Genomic DNA, 18,035 nt, shown 5'->3' with positions numbered 1-18,035 from the left:
CAGCCGCGCTGAGTGGTCGGGTCAGGGCCGGGTGGCGGGGACCGTGGCGGCTCCGGCTCCTCGACGCGCCGCCCAGCGGGCGAGGTCCACGCGGTTCGCCGTGCCGGTCTTGGCGAGCAGGTGGCTGACGTGCGTGCTCACCGTCTTCTCGCTCACCACCAGCGTCCGGGCGATCTCCCCGTAGGTCCGCCCCGCCACGACGTGCGCCAGCACCTCCTCCTCTCGGGCGGTCAGGTGCGCACCCGCGTGCGGTCGTCCGTCCACGGCCGCGGTCACCAAGGGCTCGGCCAGGGGCACGCGGGCCGACCTGGCGAGCGAGGCCACCCGCTCGAGGATGGGGACCGCCTGCAGGTCGAGCGCGAGCTGCTGGGCCCGGCGCAGGGCCTCGACGGCCTCGCCCCGACGGGTGGGACCCGCGTCGAAGAGCGCCTCGGCCAGCCGCCACCGCGCGTAGCACTCGTCCCACGGCAGCACGTCCCGGAGCAGGTCCGCCGTCACCTCCCACGCGTGGACCCGGTCGGGCGCGAGCCGCGCGCGGCCCCGTTCCGCGGCGTACAGCGCGTCGAGCCCCTCGAGCTGTCGGTAGTAGGCCTCGTCGCCACCGGCGTCCTGGATGGTGTGGGGGAAGCGCTGCTCCAGCGCGTCCACCTCGCGCACCAGCGGTCCAGGGTCGGCGCGGGCGTCGCGTTGCTCCTGGGCCAGGTCGGCCAGCGCACGGACGGCCAGGGGCAGCAGCCACTCCGCCATGGTGGGGGAGACGCCGGGCGTGGTCGCCCCTACCAGCGCGGCGTCGACGCACCCTCGCAGGTCGCCTGCGGCGAGCCGCACCCTGGCCCGCACGGCGTCGAACTCGAAGGGGAGGAAGGTGGAGGTCTCGGCGAACAGCTCGTCGGCCCGGGCGAGGTGGCCCTGCGCCTCGTGCACCCGTCCCTGCAGCGCGGCGAGCTCTGCTGCCTGCAGGCGGGCGCCGACGTCGACGAGCGCTCCAGGGGTGCGACCGAGGGCGGAGCGCAGCAGCGCCTGACAGGCCCTCCAGCTCCCGCGCTGCAGCTCTCCCTGGGCCTCGCCGACCGCCAACCACGCCAGGTACGGGTGGGGGAGCCCGAGGTCCTCGCCCTGGGACCGGCGTGCGGCCACGCTGGCGCCCCAGCGCGGGTCGGCCGGGCCGCCCATGGCGTTGGCCTCCCACATGGTCGCGTGGCCGAAGGCGAAGCCGTCGCCGGCGAGGGCGGCGCACGCCACACCCTCCGACCCCCACGCCCGTCCCCTCGCCATGTCCTCGGTGATGACGGCGTGCATGGCGTTCGCCGTGAGGGCGTAGGACAGCGCGCGCGGGTGGCCGCAGGCCCTCGCCCGGGCAAGGGACTCGACCGCCATCCCCGGCGCCGCGGGGTCCTCGGCCCACAGTGCCGCGTGGGCCGCCTCGGCCAGCGCGAACGCGTGCTGCCAGGAGTCGGGTGCGGTGCCGGAGAGCTCGACCGCCCGCGCCAGCTCCTCGCGGTCGAAGAAGCCGCGACCGGTCATGAAGCGCAGGTGCTGGCGCCGGACCACCAGCTCTGCCGCCACGCGGGCCTCGGGGGCAGTGTGGTCGAGGAGGGCCTCGGTGGCCTCCAGCTCGCCGTCGAGGTCCCCAGCGCGGAGGGACGCGTCCCGAAGCCTCTCCCACAGGGCGCAGGCCTCGGTCTCGGGTCGACCCAGCTCCGCCAAGGCCTCGACGGCGCGGTGCAGCAGACGCACCACGTCGCCCCACGAGCCGTCGTGCTCGGCGGCGTCGGCAGCCCGCACGGCCCAGGCGTACGTGCCGTCCTCGTCACCGGCCCGGTGGAGGTGGTCGGTCATGAGGATGGCGGTCGCCAGGTCGGCAGCCTCCTTGTGGTGCCTGTCGCAGAGGGCCTCGGCGAACGCGGCGTGCAGCCTGGTGCGTTCGGGCGCAGCCAGTCCCGCCTCCAGCGCCTCCGCCTGCAGCGGGTGGTGGAACCAGTAGCCGTCGGAGTCGTGCACGTCGAGGATGCCCGCCTCCACGCACTCCCGCAGCAAGGGCCCGGCGTCCTCGACGCCGGCCAGCCGGGAAGCCGTGGCGAGGGTCGGCCCCCTCGCCACGGTGCCGCCGACTGCCAGCACCCGGGTGAGCTCTCGAGCGGCCGGTGACAGCTGGAGCCAGGCCCTGAGCACGGCGGAGGTCAGGTCCTCGGGCAACGCCCTGCCGGACAGGCTGGTCGCCGTCGGCGAGAGCCCGGCCACGAGCAGCTGGTTGAGGTAGGCGTTGCCTCCCGTGCGGTCGTGCACCTGCCGGACCAGGGCGTCGTGCGGCTCGTCCCCGAGCAGCGTCGAGAGCTGTTGCCTGGTCTCCTCCAGGGCGAGCGGGCCGAGGTCCTGCCGCACGAACCCCGGCAGCCGCCGCACGTCCGCGAGCCACCGGGTCATGGGGTGCTCCGGGCCGACCTCGCCCCTGCGCACCGTGGCGAGGATGGCCAGCCGCCGGTTCGCGAGCCCCGAGACGAGCCACATCAGGACGTCCAGCGTCCCCTGGTCGGCCCACTGCAGGTCGTCGACGACCAGCGCGACCGCCCCCTGCCGGCACCGTGCCTCGAGCCACCGGTCGAGCCCCTCGGCCGCGTCCTCGCCGGACAAGCCCTGGGAAGCCGTGTCTGCGCCGCCCTCGGCCCAGCCCGCGAGCGCCGACCGCAGGGGCAGCAGCGGGATGCTGAGCGTGGACAGCGGCAGGCAGGCTCCCGCGAGCACGAGGACGTCGTCGGCCGTCGCGCAGGCACGGTGAACGAGCCTGGTCTTGCCGACCCCTGCGTCCCCGGACACGAGTACCGCGCGACCGTGGCCCGCGCGCGCGGACGCGAGTGCCGAGTCGAGCACCTCCAGCTCCTCGACACGACCCACGAAGGCGTCGTCGGCGACGCCCTGCGGCAGCGTCACGTCCTCAGTGTGTCCTCTCGACGCGGCCCGGGGGAAGCGACTTTCAGGGGGTTCCGGGCCGCACCTCAGGGGGTGTGCCCGATGTGGCTCAGGTGGCTGTCGCCGGACCGTGGAGGAGTCAGCACAACACCTCCGCACCCACCACTCCAGGAGCACACCGTGAACACCAGCCAGCACCGTCGAACCGCCTTCGTCCTCTCGGCCACCGCGCCCGTCCTCGCCCTCCTGCTCGCCGTCGGGACCCTCCCGGCCGCGGCCCGGCAGGAGGCCGGGCCCTCCAACCCCCAGCCGGCATCGACCCCCTTCTGCGCCATCGAGCGCGTGGGCAGTCAGTACGTCGCGTGCGACAACCTGACGGGGAACGGGGTCCCGGCACCCGCCTGGGTGGACGAGAGGTGACCTGACCCGGGACCCACGACCGTGACCCCGGCGCCGCGCGCGCCGGGGTCACGGCCGTGCGAGGGCCTGGGGACGCCGGCGTGCGAAGCCCGCGAGCCGTCGTGCGCAGGGTTGGGGACGCCGGTGCCTGGGCCTGCCGCCACGGCATACCCTGTGCGCGTGGCTTCCCTCGACGAACTCCTGCACGCGGCCGTCCAGGGAGTCGGGGGCGTCGAGCGGCCCGGCCAGGTCGAGATGGCGCACGCGGTCGCGGACGCGATCGAGAAGGACGAGCACCTGCTCGTGCAGGCCGGCACCGGCACCGGCAAGTCCCTCGCCTACCTGATCCCGGCGGTCATGCACGCCCAGGCGGTCGGCAAGCCGGCGGTCGTCGCAACGGCGACCCTGGCCCTGCAGGCGCAGATCGTGGACCGCGACATGCCGCGACTGGCGGAGGCCATCACGCCGGTCCTCGGGCGCCGCCCGACCTACGGGCTGGTCAAGGGGCGGCGCAACTACCTGTGCGCGCACAAGCTCGAGGGAGGCTTCCCCGACGAGGACGAGGGGCTGTTCGGCGTCGGCGAGGTCGACAAGGCGGCCTCCCGGCTCGGGCAGGAGGTCGTCCGACTCCGGGAGTGGGCCGACACCACCGAGTCCGGCGACCGCGACGAGCTCGTCCCCGGCGTCAGCGAACGCGCCTGGCGCCAGGTCTCGGTCAGCGCCCACGAGTGCATGGGCAGCAAGTGCCCCGCGCTGGCCGACTGCTTCGTCGAGCGGTCCCGGGAGGCGGCCAAGGACTGCGACGTCATCGTCACCAACCACTCCTTCATGGCGATCGACTCCTTCGAGGGCCGCCAGATGCTCCCCGAGCACGACCTCCTCGTCGTCGACGAGGGCCACGAGCTCGTCGACCGCGTCACCTCCACCATCACCGACGAGCTGACCGCCTCGATGGTGAGTGCCGCGGCGAAGCGTGCCGGCCGGCTCGCCGACTCCGCCGAGGCCGTCGAGGACGCCGCGGTGTTCCTGCAGGGCGTCCTCGACGAGCTGCCCGAGGGCAAGCTCGGCGGGATCCCCGACTCGCTCGCACTGGCGCTGGCGCGCGTGCGCGACACGAGCCGGCAGGTGCAGTCCGAGCTCAAGCCCGAGAAGGGCGTCGAGCCCGACGGGAGCCGCAAGGTCGCCCAGGCGGCGGTCGACGAGATCTTCGAGAACTCCTCACGCATCCTCGAGCAGCGCGACCTCGACGTCGTCTGGGTCAACCGCGACCCACGACGTGGGTCGGTCCTGCGCGTGGCACCGATGAGCGTGGCGATGCTGTTGCGCGACAAGGTGTTCGGTGACCGCACGGTCGTCATGACCTCGGCGACGCTCGAGCTCGGCGGCACGTTCGACGCCGTGGCCGGCACCATGGGGCTGCGGGGCGAAGGGGCGCCGGAGTGGCGCGGCCTCGACGTCGGCAGCCCGTTCGACTACCCCCAGCAGGCCATCGCCTACGTCGCCCAGCACCTGCCGGCACCGGGTCGCGACGGCATCAGCGAGCAGACCCTCGACGAGATCGAGGCCCTTGTCCGGGCGTCCGGCGGCCGGGCGCTCGGGCTCTTCTCCTCGATGCGGGCGGCACGCGACGCCACCGAGGCGATGCGCGAGCGCTTCGACGGCGAGATCGGGTTCCTGTGCCAGGGCGAGGACCAGATCACCACGCTGGTGCGGCAGTTCGCCCGCGACCCGAAGACCTGCCTGTTCGGCACGCTCACCCTCTGGCAGGGCGTCGACGTCCCGGGGTCGTCGTGCCAGCTGGTCATCATCGACCGCATCCCGTTCCCGCGCCCCGACGACCCGTTGGCGTCGGCGCGCTCGCAGGCGATCGCCCGGATGGGCGGCAACGGCTTCATGGCGGTCTCCGCCACCCACGCCGCGCTGCGGCTCGCCCAGGGCGCCGGCCGCCTCATCCGCCGGGCCGACGACCGGGGCGTCGTCGCCTTCCTCGACTCCCGCATGATCACCGCGCGGTATGCAGGGTTCCTGCAGCGCTCGCTGCCCCCGTTCTGGCCCACCACCGACCGTGACCGGGTGCTGGCCGCCCTCAAGCGGCTCGACGAGACGGCACCGCCGCCGCTGGCCGTCCACGAGCCCGCCCTGCGCGGCGCCACCGGTGCGGTCGTGGGAACGTCGATGGGGCGCACGGGGGAGGACGCCGCCGAGCACCCGCGCCCCGCTGCGCCCGACCCGCGCCCGGTGGCTGCCGACCCGCCGCCCGGCGGCTCGTCGCGCACGGCCGTCACCCAGGGACATGCCTGGACACCGGAGTCCGACGAGGAGCTGCGCGACGGGGTCGAGCTCGGGCTGACCCTGGCCGAGCTGGCCGAGAGCCTCGAGCTGCCCCAGGACGTCGTGGCGGCCCGGCTCGCCGGGCTGGGCCTCGAGGCCGACGGCGCCACCGCGATGCAGCTCGACTGACCGGGACGAGCGGCCCGGGCACCCAGGCGTGCCCGGGCGCGATACTCGTCGCATGGAACGCTCCCCGCACCTGCTCCTGGTCGGTGACGGCCCCGTCGTCGAGGCGCTCGAGGCCCTGTGCGGGCCGTTGGGCTGGACCACCACCGTGTCGGCGCAGCAGGTGCCGGTCGGTCCCGAGCACGACGCCGTCGTCGTCACGAGCCACCACGACGACGTCGACGGGCCGGTGATCCGCGACGCCCTCGCCGCCGGCGCACCGTACGTCGGCGCCATGGGCTCCCGTGCGACGCAGGCGCGCCGGCGCGAGTGGCTGCTCGACCACGGCGTCAGCCAGGAGGCGCTCGCCGCCCTGCACGCGCCCATCGGGCTGGACATCGGTGCCCAGGACCCCGGCGAGATCGCCGTGGCGATCCTCGCCGAGGTCGTGGCGGTACGCCGCGGCGCGGCCACCACGGTGGCGTCGGTGTCCGACCGCGGGGGTGACATCCACCCCGACCTGGCGCCGGGGGAGGCGTACTGCCCCGGAGGCTGACGGTCGGCGCAGGACTGTCGCCGGGACGTGTCGCACGGTCATGGCAGGCTGACCCCGTGACCGCGACCGCCACCCGATCCGTGCCGCCCCTCGTCCTGGTGACCGGGCCTGAGCAGGTCATCGCAGACCGGGCGCTGGCCGCCACCCTCGAGGAGCTGCGGTCGGCCGACCCCGAGGTCGAGGTGGTGCGCCTCTACGCCGCTTCCTACGAACCGGGCGCCGTGGGCGTGCACGCCAGCCCGTCGCTGTTCGGCGGGGCCAAGGCCATCGTGGTCCACGACCTCGACGAGGCGCCGGACGAGCTGCAGGAGGACCTGCTGGCCTTCCTCGCCGCGCCCGAGCCGGACGTGACGCTGGTGGTCACCCACAAGTCCGGCCAGCGCGGCAAGAAGGTCCTCGACACGCTGAAGAAGTCGCAGGCGAGGGTCCTCGAGGCCCCGGCCATCAAGTCCGACCGTGACAAGGCCGACTTCGCCACCAACGAGTTCCGCAGGGCCGGTCGCAAGGCCAGCCCCGACGCCGTCCGCGCGCTCATCGAGGCCGTGGGCAAGGACGTGCGCGAGCTCGCCGCGGCCTGCCAGCAGCTGGTCGCCGACACCACCGGCACCATCGACGAGCAGCTCGTGGCCAGATACCACGGCGGCAAGGTGGAGGCGACGGGGTTCCGTGTCGCCGACGCAGCCGTCGCCGGCCAGGCCGGCGAGGCACTGAGGCTGCTGCGGCACGCCATCGCGACCGGCGTCGACCCGGTGCCGATCGTCGCGGTGCTCGCCCAGCAGCTGCGCCAGCTGGTCAAGGTGGGGGCCGCCGGCCGCGGGCGGTCCGCCGACGTCGCCCGCGACCTCGGGATGGCGCCGTGGCAGGTCGACAAGGCCCGGCGCGGGCTCAGCGGGTGGGGTCCCGAGGGGCTCGCGGAGTCCATCCAGGCCGTCGCCCTCGCCGACTTCGAGGTCAAGGGAGGCGGCCGCGACCCCGTCTACGCCGTCGAGCGCGCCATCCTCACCATCACCGCAGCGCGCACCGGCCGCTGAGCAGGACGGGCGTGTGCGGCGCGTTTTGGGGGAGCGGCCCAGTCGCTGGTAGATTTGCCCATCGCGTGCGCGCATGGTCGTGCGCGCATGCTGCACCACCCAGAGCGTCTCAACCACGGGTGCCCCACGCCCGGTCCCGAGATGCTTCTGCCGCCCTCTAACGGCAACTACCGACCAACCAAGAAAGACACACCTGTGGCAAACATCAAGTCCCAGCTCAAGCGGATCAAGACGAACCGCACGGCGACCGAGCGCAACAAGGCCGTCAAGAGCGAGCTCAAGACCTGGATCCGCAAGTTCCAGGCCGCCGCGGCGTCCGGCGACGCCACGGCCACCCAGGAGGCGCTGAAGGTTGCCTCCACCAAGCTCGACAAGGCCGTGAGCAAGGGCGTCATCCACGCCAACCAGGCCGCCAACAAGAAGTCGGCCATGGCGAAGAAGGCCAACTCGCTCTGAGCGAGTCACCCTGACATCGCGAAGGGGCCGGTCACCGTGAGGTGACCGGCCCCTTCGTCGTCCCCCTCGGGGGTCTACCTGCTCAGCCGAGGGCCAGCGCCCGGAGCCGCGTGAGGTCGCCGTTGAAGTAGTCCTGGTCCAGCGGGGAGTCGGTGTACTGCCAGAACGTGTAGTAGGCCCACCCGGCCGGGAGGGTGCCGGGGGAGGTGTTGTACCGCGCGATCCACAGCGGGTTGGTCGCGGAGAACTGGCTGGTGTTGCCGGTGCACGTCGTCCACCAGCTGGTCGTGGAGTAGATGACGGCGTCGCGACCCGTCCGGGCCTTGTAGCGGGAGGTGAACGCCGCGATCCAGCTGCGCATCGACGCCTGGCTCAGGCCGTAGCAGGTGGCGCCGTAGGGGTTGTACTCGATGTCGAGCACGCCTGGCAGGGTCCTGCCGTCGCCGGACCAGCCGCCGCCGTGGTTCACGAACCAGTCGGCCTGCGCGGTCCCGGTCGAGTTGTCGGGCAGGGCGAAGTGGTACGAGCCACGGATCATGCCGACGTTGTAGGAGCCGTTGTACTGCTGGGCGAAGTAGGAGTTCTGGTAGGTCGTGCCCTCGGTCGCCTTGACGTAGGCGAAACGCTTGCCCTGGCCCCAGTAGGAGGCCCAGTCGACGTTGCCCTGCCACTTGGAGACGTCGATGCCCGAGGTCTGGGCGGCGGCGGCCAAGGTGGACGCCTGCGAGGCCTGGCGGGGTGAGGGCGCGGGACGCCCGCTGCCGTCCTGCGACCAGCCCATCCAGGCGTCGCCACCCGAGCGGATGCCCGCCGAGCGGGCCGACTGGTTCGGTTGGTGCGCGGTCGCGGCGGCCGAGGAGGCCGGGGCGGTCGAGCCATCCGCGCCGGCCGCGGCAGCTGCCGTTGCAGAGGCGGTGAGCAGCATCGCGGCGACGGCCGCGGCGAGCACAGCGGCGGGGCGACAGCGAGGTCGCGTCATGGTGGTTCCCCTTGAGGTCCTGGGGCCGCGGGCGCGGCCCCGCACAAGGTACAAACTGCCTCTGCGGGCACGGGTCAAGCCAGCGTGCCGGGTTCCCCTGCGGCAGGGCAAGACTCGACCAAGGTCCGGCCGCTCCTCGGGCGCTGGCGCGGGGGTCAGCCCAGTGCCCGCACCGCGGCGGCGACCTCCTCGAACCGCGCCCGGTCGAGCGTGGCGCCCTCGCGGCGCACCGCGGCCGGGTCCACGCGCAGTACCCGGTCGAGCCGGACCTCGCTGGGACGTCCGTCGCGGTCCCAGGCGCCGGAGCCGATGTCCAGCCAGTGCCGTCCGTACCGCGCCTCCTGGTCGGCGTCGCGGTCGTGGTCCTTGCTGGTGAGCATGAGCCCCAGCAGCCCGTCGCCGTCGTGGCCGACGAGCAGGACGGGCCGGTCCTTGCCCTGCTGGTGGTCCTCCTCGTAGGGCACCCAGGTCCACACGATCTCGCCCGGGTCGGGGCGGCCGTCGGGGTTGGCCGCGTAGACGAGGTCGGGGACCCCGGTGAAGTCGCCCGGGTAGGCATGCGGCGCGGTGGCACCACCGGTCGCCCGGCTACGAGGGCGGTCGCCCGGCCGAGGCGCGGCGGGACGCGGGGATGGTGCGGGGTGCGGGGGGCGTCCACCCGTCGCAGGCGTCGAGGGCCTGCGGGTCCTGCTGCGCAGCCACGCCCGTATGCCGTCGCGCGCCGCCCGCCCGACGACCTGGGCCAGCTGCTCACCGAGTCCGCGTCGCGCCATGGCCGTCACGCTACCCGGAGCATGCAGTGCTCAGGCACGGTCCTTTGGACGCCACAGCAGCCGGCCCGGTCGGCGGCGGTCTCGCAGGGCGTGCGAGCGCCACAGCAGCACGGGGTGGCTGGCGAGGGCGTTGACCAGCCACACGAAGAACCCGCGCTCGGTGGTCGCCCGGTCGGCGAGGGCGTTCACGTCGACGCTGCGGTTGAGGTACTTGCCGGCCGCGAGGGTCGCCATGGCGCCGGCGCTGCCGTGCGGGACGAGGGCGTAGCCGAAGTTGTCGGCCGTGTACTCCTGGCTGCGGCTCAGCGTCGACCCCAGGAACGGGATCCACTGCGCGCCGCTGATGGCCAGCACGCGCCAGTAGCTGGTGTGGCCGGCCGCGATGTGACCCACCTCGTGGCCGATGATGAAGCGCAGCGCATCGGGGTTGCGGGCCTGGCCGCCGATCTCGAACAGGTCGCTGTAGATGAAGATGAACCGGCGGAACCCGTGCCCCGAGGCCGCGGCGTTGATCATGCCGTTGCCGAGGACGACGTACGCGTCCGGCACCTTCGGCAGTCCGTGGTGGGCGCAGGAGTCGAGGAGCATCTGGTACGCCTCGGGGTACTGCGTGGGGCTGATCTTCACGCCGTTCAGGCGCTGCTGCGCGTAGAGCTGCCCACGCAGGAAGTAGATGAGGACCGGGGCCGCGAGCAGGATCACGGCATACGGGTCGGGCTGGCGGCGCTCCACCACGGCCGAGGCGACCTCGTAGCCGCACACGGTCCACACGACGAACGACCCGAGGATGACGAGCACCAGGCACAGGTTCTCGAGGGGGTGGCGCAGGTGCGAGCGCACCGACCTGCGGTAGCCGTTCGGGGGCATCGGCGGGTACGGCTGGTAGGGGCCCGGCGCGGGCTGGTACGGGCTGGGCGGAGGCGCCGTCGGGTGGTACGTCTGCTCGGCCATGGGTCCCCTCGCTCGGCGGTCGGCGTCGGGACCGATGCTATGTCTCGACCGGTGGCCCCCCGCACCGAAGGACCCCTGTGGCGTGGGACAGTCCGGGAATGCTCGACCGCGCTCCTGCCGTTGCACCGCTGTGAACGACCCAGCTCCCACCGCACCGACCGTCGAGGACGCCCTCCTGAGCACCCAGCAAGCGGCTGAGGACCTCGCCCCGGCCGTCCGCCCAGCCCACACCCGCCTGGCCCTGCTGGCGCTGGCGATCGGGGGGTTCGCGATCGGCACGACCGAGTTCGTGACGATGGGCCTGCTGCCCGAGGTCGCCCGGGGTGTCGGCATCTCGATCCCGACCGCCGGGCACGTCGTCTCCGCCTACGCGGCCGGCGTCGTCGTGGGCGCGCCGGTCCTGGCCACGCTGGGGTCGAAGATGCCGCGCAAGCAGCTGCTGCTGTGGCTCATGGGTGGCTTCGCCGTCGCCAACGGCCTCTCCGCGCTGGCGTCGAGCTACGGCCTGCTCATGGGAGCCCGGTTCCTGTCCGGGCTGCCGCACGGCGCCTACTTCGGTGTGGGCTCGCTCGTCGCCGCCTCCCTCGTCCCCGCCCACCGCCGCACGTGGGCGGTGTCGATGATGATCACCGGGCTCACCGTGGCCAACATCGTGGGGGTCCCCGTGACCACCCGCATCGGGCAGGCCTACGGGTGGCAGTGGCCGTACGCCGCGGTGTCCGTGATCGCGCTGGTCACCGTGCTCGCCGTGTGGCGCTGGGTGCCGTTCTGCCCGCCCGACGGGGGAGTCACCATGCGCTCGGAGCTGTCGGCCCTGCGCCGGCCCCAGGTGTGGTTCGCGCTCGCGATCGGCACCGTCGGGTTCGGCGGCATGTTCGCGACCTTCTCCTACATCTCCCCGACCATGACCGAGCTCGGCGGCTTCGGCAGCAGCGCGATCCCGTTCATCCTGGCCGTCTACGGCGTGGGCATGACCGCTGGTGCCATGCTGTCCGGCCCCGTCTCCCGGATCGGGCTGCTGCGTGGCATCTGCGCCGTCATGGCCACCATCGCGGTGATGCTCGTGCTCTTCGGTCCTGCGGTCCAGGCCGCGAAGTGGCTCGCCGTCGTCGCGGTCTTCATGCTCGGGCTGCTGCCCAGCATCCTCGTGCCCATGCTGCAGACGCGGCTCATGGACGTCGCCCACGAGGGCCAGTCGCTGGCTGCCGCCCTCAACCACTCCACCCTCAACATCGCCAACGCCCTCGGCGCCTGGCTCGGCTCGATCGTCCTGTCGGCCGGGCTCGGGTACGAGTGGCCCTCGCGCATCGGCGCGATCCTCGCCGTGCTCGGTGTCGGCATCGCGCTCGCATCCGGGCTCGCAGGGCGTCGCTCCGCACGGCGTCCCGCTCCAGGCGCCCAGCCCGCCTCCGCCTGACGACGCCGGCCGGCCGGGCGTGACAGCCACGGCCGCAGCCTGGCTGCCGCAACGGCTGCGCGGCCGGTCACGGGCAGTGCCGCGCGCATGGGAGGATGAACCGTTCCCGTCCGCATACCCGTGAGGTCTCGAGTACCCGTGTCCCCCCTGGCCCGCACCGCGCTGCAGCCGCACGCAACGCCGCCGGAGCTGATCCGGAACTTCTGCATCATCGCCCACATCGACCACGGCAAGTCGACGCTCGCGGACCGCATGCTGCAGATCACGGGCATCGTCGACGCGCGGGCGATGCGCGCGCAGTACCTCGACCGGATGGACATCGAGCGCGAGCGCGGCATCACCATCAAGAGCCAGGCCGTGCGCATGCCCTGGGAGCTTGAGGGCAAGACCTACGCGCTCAACATGATCGACACCCCGGGACACGTCGACTTCACGTACGAGGTGTCCCGGTCGCTGGCGGCCTGCGAGGGCGCCGTCCTGCTCGTCGACGCGGCGCAGGGGATCGAGGCCCAGACCCTGGCCAACCTCTACCTCGCCATGGAGAACGACCTGGCGATCATCCCGGTGCTCAACAAGATCGACCTGCCGGCGGCACAGCCGGAGAAGTTCGCCGAGGAGCTCGCTGGGCTCATCGGCTGCGAGCCCGAGGACTGCCTGCGGGTCTCCGGCAAGACCGGCGAGGGTGTCGAGCCGTTGCTCGACCAGATCGTCCGCCAGCTGCCGGCCCCGGTCGGGGACCCCGACGCGCCGGCCCGCGCGATGATCTTCGACTCGGTCTACGACACCTACCGCGGCGTCGTCACCTACGTCCGCGTCATCGACGGCAACCTCAACCCGCGCGAGAAGATCGCGATGATGTCCACGCGGGCGACCCACGAGCTGCTCGAGATCGGCGTGAGCTCGCCCGAACCGACCCCGGCGAAGGGTCTCGGCGTCGGCGAGGTGGGCTACCTCATCACCGGTGTGAAGGACGTCCGCCAGTCACGCGTCGGCGACACCGTCACCAACGCCGCCAAGCCGGCCAAGGACGCCCTCGGCGGCTACCGCGACCCCAAGCCGATGGTGTTCTCGGGGCTCTACCCGATCGACGGCTCGGACTACCCCGACCTGCGCGACGCGCTCGACAAGCTCAAGCTCAACGACGCCGCGCTGGTCTACGAGCCCGAGACATCCGCGGCGCTGGGCTTCGGCTTCCGCATCGGCTTCCTCGGCATGCTGCACCTGGAGATCGTGCGCGAGCGGCTCGAGCGCGAGTTCGACCTCGACCTCATCTCGACACTTCCCAACGTCGTCTACCAGGTGACGATGGACGACGGGAAGGTCCTCGAGGTCACCAACCCGAGCGAGTTCCCGTACGGCAAGGTCTCCTCGGTGACCGAGCCGGTCGTGCGCGCCACGATCCTCGCGCCGAGCGAGTTCATCGGCGCCATCATGGAGCTCTGCCAGCAGAAGCGCGGCAGCCTGCGCGGCATGGACTACCTGTCAGAGGACCGCGTCGAGATGCGCTACACGCTGCCGCTCGCGGAGATCGTCTTCGACTTCTTCGACCAGCTGAAGTCCCGCACCCGCGGCTACGCCTCGCTCGACTACGAACCCGACGGTGAACAGGTCGCCGACCTGGTCAAGGTCGACATCCTGCTCCAGGGCGAGACGGTCGATGCGTTCAGCTCGATCGTGCACAAGGACAAGGCCTACGCGTACGGCGTGATGATGGCCAGCAAGCTCAAGGACCTGATCCCGCGCCAGCAGTTCGAGGTGCCGATCCAGGCCGCCATCGGCGCACGCATCATCGCCCGCGAGAACATCCGCGCGATCCGCAAGGACGTGCTCGCAAAGTGCTACGGCGGTGACATCAGCCGCAAGCGCAAGCTGCTCGAGAAGCAGAAGGCCGGCAAGAAGCGGATGAAGAACATCGGCTCGGTCGAGGTGCCGCCCGAGGCCTTCATCGCAGCGCTGTCCAACGACGGCGACAAGGCCAAGAAGTAGCGCTCGCCACGGCGTGACCCCACGAGGGCTACCCGCCGGTAACCTCGGCGCATGGTCGACACCTACGCGCTCTACCGGCGACTCTCGACGCTGCCCCGGGGGCGCACGCTGTTCTCGCTCGTCTTCGAGCAGGCGGCGCCGTACTTCCGCACCGCCAGGCCGCGTTTCGTCGAGCTCGGGCCGAACCGGGCCGAGCTGAAGATCCGCAAGCGCCGCCGGGTGCAGAACCACCTCGGCACGGTGCACGTCATCGCGATCTGCAACGGCCTCGAGGCGGCGATGGGCGCACTCGCCGAGGCCACGATCCCGGCCAACCGCCGGTGGATACCGCGCGGCATGGAGGTCGACTACGCCGCGAAGGCGACCACCGACATCACCTGCGTGGCCACGACCGACCCGGCCGACTGGACGCGCACCGGTGACGTCGAGGTGCCGGTCCACGTGGTGGCGACCCGTGCCGACGGCACCGCGGTGGTGGAGGGCACGATCCGGCTCTGGGTGACCGACAAGCCGACTCGCTGAGAGCCGGGGCGGCGCACCGGACCCCGCGGCGCACAGGACCCCGCGGCGCACACGGGCCCCGCGGGTGCGCGGATTCAGCGGGCACTGCGGCCGAGGCGGGCGCGGACCGCGAGGCGGGCGCACGCGATGACGGCCACGCCGCCCTCGACGTCGTGACCCAGCCCGCCTGGGCCGCGCACCTTCGCGGTATGCGGCAACAGCTCAGGACGCGGCGCGATGTCCTGCTCGAGTCACTGCGAGCGAGTGCACCGGAACTGCACGTCGAGCATGCTCCCCGCGGCGGCCTGAACCTCTGGGCGAGGCTGCCCGATGCCGTCGACGTCGCCCAGGTCGTCCGCGGCTGTGAGGCCCGCGGAGTGGTCATCGCCCCCGGCACCGCGTGGTTCCCGGCCGAGCCGTCGGGACCGTTCGTCCGGCTGAACTTCGCTGCCGAGGACCCGGCCCGGTTCGCCGAAGCCGCGCACGTCCTGGGTGAGGTCATCCTCCGCGCCGGTTGACCGAGATGGGTGGTCCTCGCGCGTGGGGGAAGGCGCGCGGCGCGCTGGGCGCGCCGCCTCAGGCGGGGTCGACCGTCTTCACCATGACGCAGTTCTTCAGGCCCTTGGGCCGGTCGTACGTGAAGCCGAGTCGCTCGTAGAGGCGCCGGGTTCCGTTGTAGAGGAACGACGACGACATCTTCTTGGTCTGGTCGGTCAGGTCGTGCGGGTAGCTCTCGACCGTCCCGCCGCCGGCCTGCGCGATCTGGTCCAGCGCCCCGGTGATCGCCAGCTCCGTGACGCCCTGACGTCGGTGGCGCTTGTCGACGAAGACGCAGGTGATCCGGTAGTCGGGGTCCGCGGTCTTGGTGGCGTCGTACTCCTTGCGGTGGTGCAGGGAGGGCAGCTCGACCGGGGTGCCGTACTCGGCCCACGCGATGGCCTCGTCGCCGTCCATCACGAGCGCGGCGTGCGCCTTGCCCTGCTCGACGTAGGACTTCTTCAGCGCCCGGTTGGCCTCTGCGCCCTGGCCGCGCTCGGGGCCGTCGGGGTGGAACCAGATGCACCAGCAGCCACCGAAGATGCCGTTGTGGCGCTGGACCAAGGCATCGAACGCGGGCCAGGTCTCGGTGCTGAGGGGTGCGACGGTGTACGACGCCTCGCTGGCCATGCGGCACTGTATCCCGCCGTCGGCGCCTCGTCGCCGGTCGAACGGACCGGCGCCCTAGTCCGTCTGCGCCGCGGAGACCTCGGCCTGTGCGGAGGCGGAGACGTCGGCACAGACGACTCCGGTGTTGCCGTCCTGGTCGGCGACCACCGTGAGCCCGGGCGCCTCGCTGTCGTCGACGACGGTCCCACCCGCCGCCAGGGCAGCAGCGATCCGCTGCTCGACGACCTCCGGCGGCACGTAGACCTCGAGGTGGAACCGCTGCCTCGGCGTCCCCTGGTCGTCAGCCTCCCCGAACCACAGGTTCGGGACCCGTCCCGTGGCGTCCCGGACCTCGTCACTCGGTGACCCTCGTCCCTGCGACTCGGCGCTTCCGGTCAGCAGGGCCGCCCACACCGGGGCAATCGTCGCCGAGTCGGCCGTGTCGAGGCCCAGCTCGACCTCGCTGACCGAAGCCGGGTCGGCCGCGAGTCCTTGGTCGGCGGCGATCTCGCTGATCCGGCGGGCGAGGTCGACGTCCTGCTGGGTCACCCACTCGACCACGTGCTCGGTGCCCTCGTCGTCGCGGTAGATGGCGTCGGCGGTGACCAGCTCGAGGTCGACGTACCCGGCGCCGATCCTCACGCGCGGGTGGTGGCCGAGGTCGTCGCCCGCCTCGCCCACCGCGGTGACGAACCGCGCACCTGCTCCGAAGTCGTCGACCAGGTAGCGCGCATGAAGTCCTTGGGCCAGCTTGCGCCAGTCGGTCAGCCCGGCCTCGGCGATCTGTCCACCCCTCAACATGTCCATGGGTGGCGACCCTATGCCTGGTCCCGTCCGCAGGGTGGGCGAAGCGGCAACTGCAATCTGCCCGGTCTCAGGCGGACAGGGCCCACCGCGCCATGCCGGCTCGTCCCCCTGCTCGGGGGCGGTTGCGCCGTGGCGACACCACCCCGAGCAGGGGGCCGGACGAGGACCGAAGGGTCAGCCGGCCGTCGCGCGGACCCTTCGGCGAGCGACCAACAGCCCCGCGCCCGCAGCGGCTGCAGCCGCACCGGTGAGGGCCAGCAGCTCGACCCCGGCCGCCCCCGTGAACGCCAGCCTGCTCGGCAGCGTGCTCGCCTGTCCCGCCGCCGGGACCGAGGCGGGCGAGGCCTGGCCCGGGGCCGGGTACGCACTGCTCATCGGCGCCTGCAGGAAGGCCCCTTCGGCCCCGACCGACACGGAGGAGGGCTGGGCAGGTGCGGGAACCTCGGTCTGTTGGCCCGGGAGGGCACCGTGAGGCGGCTGCCCGCTGTCCTCGAACCCACCGGTCTCAGGCTGGGTCACGGGCGGCTGGGTCACCGGCGGCTGGGCTCCACAGGGCGCCAGCCACAACACCTTCTGCTTCGCGCCGCCCGGGGCCTCGAGCGAGTCGACGGTGACCTTCAGGTGGTACCCCTGCTTGGTGTGCGGCGTGACGGCGCCGAGCCCGAGGTCGTCGGCCGTGATGACGCGCGTGGCACCGTCGTAGTCGTGGGCGGCGCCCGCAGCCCGGTCGTCACTGGTCGGTACGGCGGTCTCGTGCAGCAGCACGCCGCCGCCGGTCGGGGCGTGGCCCGTGACGGTGATGTCGGCGGTCTGCCCCTCGTCGAAGCCGAAGAACGTCACGCGGAAGGCGCAGGAGGTGTGCGGCTCGTTGTCGACGCGGGCGTCCCAGGCGGCGCCGTCGATCTTGATGGTGCCGTTGTTGCCACGCGGGTCCTTGCTCCGCCGGGGTGCCGGGGTCGCCGCGGTGGAGCCCTTTGGCCGGTGGGCGGCAGCGGCGTGCTGCGACCCGGTGCTCTTCTTCGCGCCTTCGCGCTTGGCCGTCCCCTGGGTCTGCGACGCCGTCCTGTCCTTCCCAGCCCCCGGCTGACGCTTGTCGGTGTGCTGGGGCCGGGGCTTCTTCGCCGACTTCTGCCCAGAGGCGTGCCCCTGGTGCTCCGCACCGTGAGAGGCGCCGCGGCTGGCGGCGTCGGGACCGCTGGCAAGGGCCGCCCCCGCGGCACCCAACGACAGGGCTCCGGCGAGGCCGCAGCTGAGGGCCGCGCGTCCGACCGGCCGGGCCGCCAGCCGGATGGAGGCGGGACGGGATGAGGCGGAATGGTGCACAGCGCTGTTGAGCTTCATGTTTTGGTCTCCCCTAGGTCAAGAACTGTTCAAGTTCAGTGACCCGCTCAACGGGAGACCTCTTCGGAAGTTACGCATTCGGTCATGAAAGTGAATAACTTAAGGAAGGGGCAGCCGCCATTCCGATCGCCGGTCCTCGTCCGGGCTGGTGGGACCAGGGACTTGCGCCCCTCCACGGTGCTGGCAGCGCGAAGGACATTGGGGCGAGGCGGCCACGCACCGAGCCGCGACCCGCTCAGAGGAGGTTGCCGTGTCGGCGAGCCACGTGGGTCATGAGGCCGCTGCGCGCTGTCCAGTTCGAGATGTTCGGAGTCTTCAGGGAGTTCGTCCCGAACGAGCGGATTGTCGA

16 protein-coding genes are annotated in these 18,035 nt (G+C 72.6%); 9 read left to right on the top strand and 7 right to left on the bottom strand.

Going from position 1 to position 18,035, the window contains the following annotated elements:
- Positions 1–21 precede the first annotated feature (21 nt).
- On the bottom strand, positions 22–2,928 hold the full coding sequence (locus AB4Z02_RS00955; RefSeq protein ID WP_441968558.1) for a helix-turn-helix transcriptional regulator: 2,907 nt from the start codon (positions 2,926–2,928) through the stop codon (positions 22–24).
- A gap of 159 nt (positions 2,929–3,087) precedes the next feature.
- On the opposite strand from AB4Z02_RS00955, the gene AB4Z02_RS00950 reads away from it, so the two are divergent.
- The 5 genes from AB4Z02_RS00950 to rpsT all read left to right on the top strand — a co-directional run bounded on the left by AB4Z02_RS00950 (position 3,088) and on the right by rpsT (position 7,785).
- Positions 3,088–3,327 (top strand): hypothetical protein, encoded by a 240-nt coding sequence (locus tag AB4Z02_RS00950; RefSeq protein ID WP_056884653.1) that lies wholly within the window; start codon positions 3,088–3,090, stop codon positions 3,325–3,327.
- A 159-nt stretch (positions 3,328–3,486) separates the two neighbouring features.
- Entirely contained in the window at positions 3,487–5,766 is a 2,280-nt protein-coding gene (locus tag AB4Z02_RS00945; RefSeq protein ID WP_441968556.1) for an ATP-dependent DNA helicase, read from the top strand.
- Between the two features lie 52 nt (positions 5,767–5,818).
- Positions 5,819–6,298, top strand: coding sequence for an XdhC family protein (locus AB4Z02_RS00940; RefSeq protein ID WP_441968554.1), 480 nt, complete (start codon positions 5,819–5,821; stop codon positions 6,296–6,298).
- Between the two features lie 56 nt (positions 6,299–6,354).
- Complete coding sequence (holA, locus tag AB4Z02_RS00935; protein WP_441968552.1) at positions 6,355–7,329, top strand: DNA polymerase III subunit delta; 975 nt, start codon at positions 6,355–6,357, stop codon at positions 7,327–7,329.
- A gap of 195 nt (positions 7,330–7,524) precedes the next feature.
- A complete protein-coding gene (gene rpsT / locus AB4Z02_RS00930) occupies positions 7,525–7,785 on the top strand; it encodes a 30S ribosomal protein S20 (RefSeq protein WP_345505244.1) in 261 nt (86 codons plus the stop codon).
- A gap of 82 nt (positions 7,786–7,867) precedes the next feature.
- Here rpsT and AB4Z02_RS00925 read toward each other — a convergent pair whose 3' ends face one another.
- The 3 genes from AB4Z02_RS00925 to AB4Z02_RS00915 form a co-directional block, all read right to left on the bottom strand.
- Positions 7,868–8,764, bottom strand: a complete 897-nt coding sequence (locus tag AB4Z02_RS00925) for a lysozyme (protein ID WP_441968550.1) — start codon at positions 8,762–8,764, stop codon at positions 7,868–7,870.
- Positions 8,765–8,919: 155 nt separating this feature from the next.
- A complete protein-coding gene (locus tag AB4Z02_RS00920) occupies positions 8,920–9,537 on the bottom strand; it encodes a type II toxin-antitoxin system PemK/MazF family toxin (protein WP_441968548.1) in 618 nt (205 codons plus the stop codon).
- Positions 9,538–9,567: 30 nt separating this feature from the next.
- Complete coding sequence (locus AB4Z02_RS00915; protein WP_056884649.1) at positions 9,568–10,488, bottom strand: M48 family metallopeptidase; 921 nt, start codon at positions 10,486–10,488, stop codon at positions 9,568–9,570.
- Positions 10,489–10,618: 130 nt separating this feature from the next.
- Between AB4Z02_RS00915 and AB4Z02_RS00910 the strand changes: the two genes are divergently transcribed.
- The 4 genes from AB4Z02_RS00910 (at position 10,619) to AB4Z02_RS00895 (ending at position 14,910) form a co-directional block, all read left to right on the top strand.
- Positions 10,619–11,905 carry an MFS transporter gene (locus AB4Z02_RS00910; RefSeq protein WP_441968546.1) on the top strand — a complete coding sequence of 429 codons (1,287 nt, stop codon included), beginning with the start codon at positions 10,619–10,621 and terminating at the stop codon, positions 11,903–11,905.
- Between the two features lie 147 nt (positions 11,906–12,052).
- Positions 12,053–13,891 carry a translation elongation factor 4 gene (gene lepA, locus AB4Z02_RS00905; RefSeq protein ID WP_441968650.1) on the top strand — a complete coding sequence of 613 codons (1,839 nt, stop codon included), beginning with the start codon at positions 12,053–12,055 and terminating at the stop codon, positions 13,889–13,891.
- Positions 13,892–13,942: 51 nt separating this feature from the next.
- Positions 13,943–14,413 carry a hotdog fold domain-containing protein gene (locus tag AB4Z02_RS00900; RefSeq protein WP_441968544.1) on the top strand — a complete coding sequence of 157 codons (471 nt, stop codon included), beginning with the start codon at positions 13,943–13,945 and terminating at the stop codon, positions 14,411–14,413.
- Positions 14,414–14,601: 188 nt separating this feature from the next.
- Positions 14,602–14,910, top strand: a complete 309-nt coding sequence (locus AB4Z02_RS00895; protein ID WP_441968542.1) for a hypothetical protein — start codon at positions 14,602–14,604, stop codon at positions 14,908–14,910.
- Positions 14,911–14,968: 58 nt separating this feature from the next.
- Here AB4Z02_RS00895 and AB4Z02_RS00890 read toward each other — a convergent pair whose 3' ends face one another.
- The 3 genes from AB4Z02_RS00890 to AB4Z02_RS00880 form a co-directional block, all read right to left on the bottom strand.
- Entirely contained in the window at positions 14,969–15,559 is a 591-nt protein-coding gene (locus AB4Z02_RS00890) for a GNAT family N-acetyltransferase (RefSeq protein WP_441968540.1), read from the bottom strand.
- 54 nt (positions 15,560–15,613) lie between these two features.
- The gene (locus AB4Z02_RS00885) at positions 15,614–16,345 is read right to left on the bottom strand and encodes a VOC family protein (RefSeq protein WP_441968538.1); all 732 of its coding nucleotides are present in this window, start codon (positions 16,343–16,345) and stop codon (positions 15,614–15,616) included.
- A gap of 174 nt (positions 16,346–16,519) precedes the next feature.
- Complete coding sequence (locus tag AB4Z02_RS00880; protein ID WP_441968536.1) at positions 16,520–17,686, bottom strand: hypothetical protein; 1,167 nt, start codon at positions 17,684–17,686, stop codon at positions 16,520–16,522.
- Positions 17,687–18,035: the final 349 nt, after the last annotated feature.

The organism is Pedococcus sp. 2YAF34, assembly GCF_052114585.1.
Lineage (GTDB): Bacteria > Actinomycetota > Actinomycetes > Actinomycetales > Dermatophilaceae > Pedococcus.
Note: the sequence above shows the minus strand (reverse complement) of the source record. Positions and strands in the feature narration are given on the sequence as shown.

Coding starts and splice junctions, on each gene's coding strand:
- AB4Z02_RS00940 (WP_441968554.1), top strand. CDS start 5,819: ATGGAACGCTCCCCGCACCTGCTCCTGGTCGGTGACGGCCCCGTCGTC.
- AB4Z02_RS00890 (WP_441968540.1), bottom strand. CDS start 15,559: ATGGCCAGCGAGGCGTCGTACACCGTCGCACCCCTCAGCACCGAGACC.
- AB4Z02_RS00915 (WP_056884649.1), bottom strand. CDS start 10,488: ATGGCCGAGCAGACGTACCACCCGACGGCGCCTCCGCCCAGCCCGTAC.
- AB4Z02_RS00920 (WP_441968548.1), bottom strand. CDS start 9,537: ATGGCGCGACGCGGACTCGGTGAGCAGCTGGCCCAGGTCGTCGGGCGG.
- AB4Z02_RS00895 (WP_441968542.1), top strand. CDS start 14,602: ATGCGGCAACAGCTCAGGACGCGGCGCGATGTCCTGCTCGAGTCACTG.
- AB4Z02_RS00885 (WP_441968538.1), bottom strand. CDS start 16,345: ATGGACATGTTGAGGGGTGGACAGATCGCCGAGGCCGGGCTGACCGAC.
- AB4Z02_RS00900 (WP_441968544.1), top strand. CDS start 13,943: ATGGTCGACACCTACGCGCTCTACCGGCGACTCTCGACGCTGCCCCGG.
- AB4Z02_RS00880 (WP_441968536.1), bottom strand. CDS start 17,686: ATGAAGCTCAACAGCGCTGTGCACCATTCCGCCTCATCCCGTCCCGCC.
- AB4Z02_RS00925 (WP_441968550.1), bottom strand. CDS start 8,764: ATGACGCGACCTCGCTGTCGCCCCGCCGCTGTGCTCGCCGCGGCCGTC.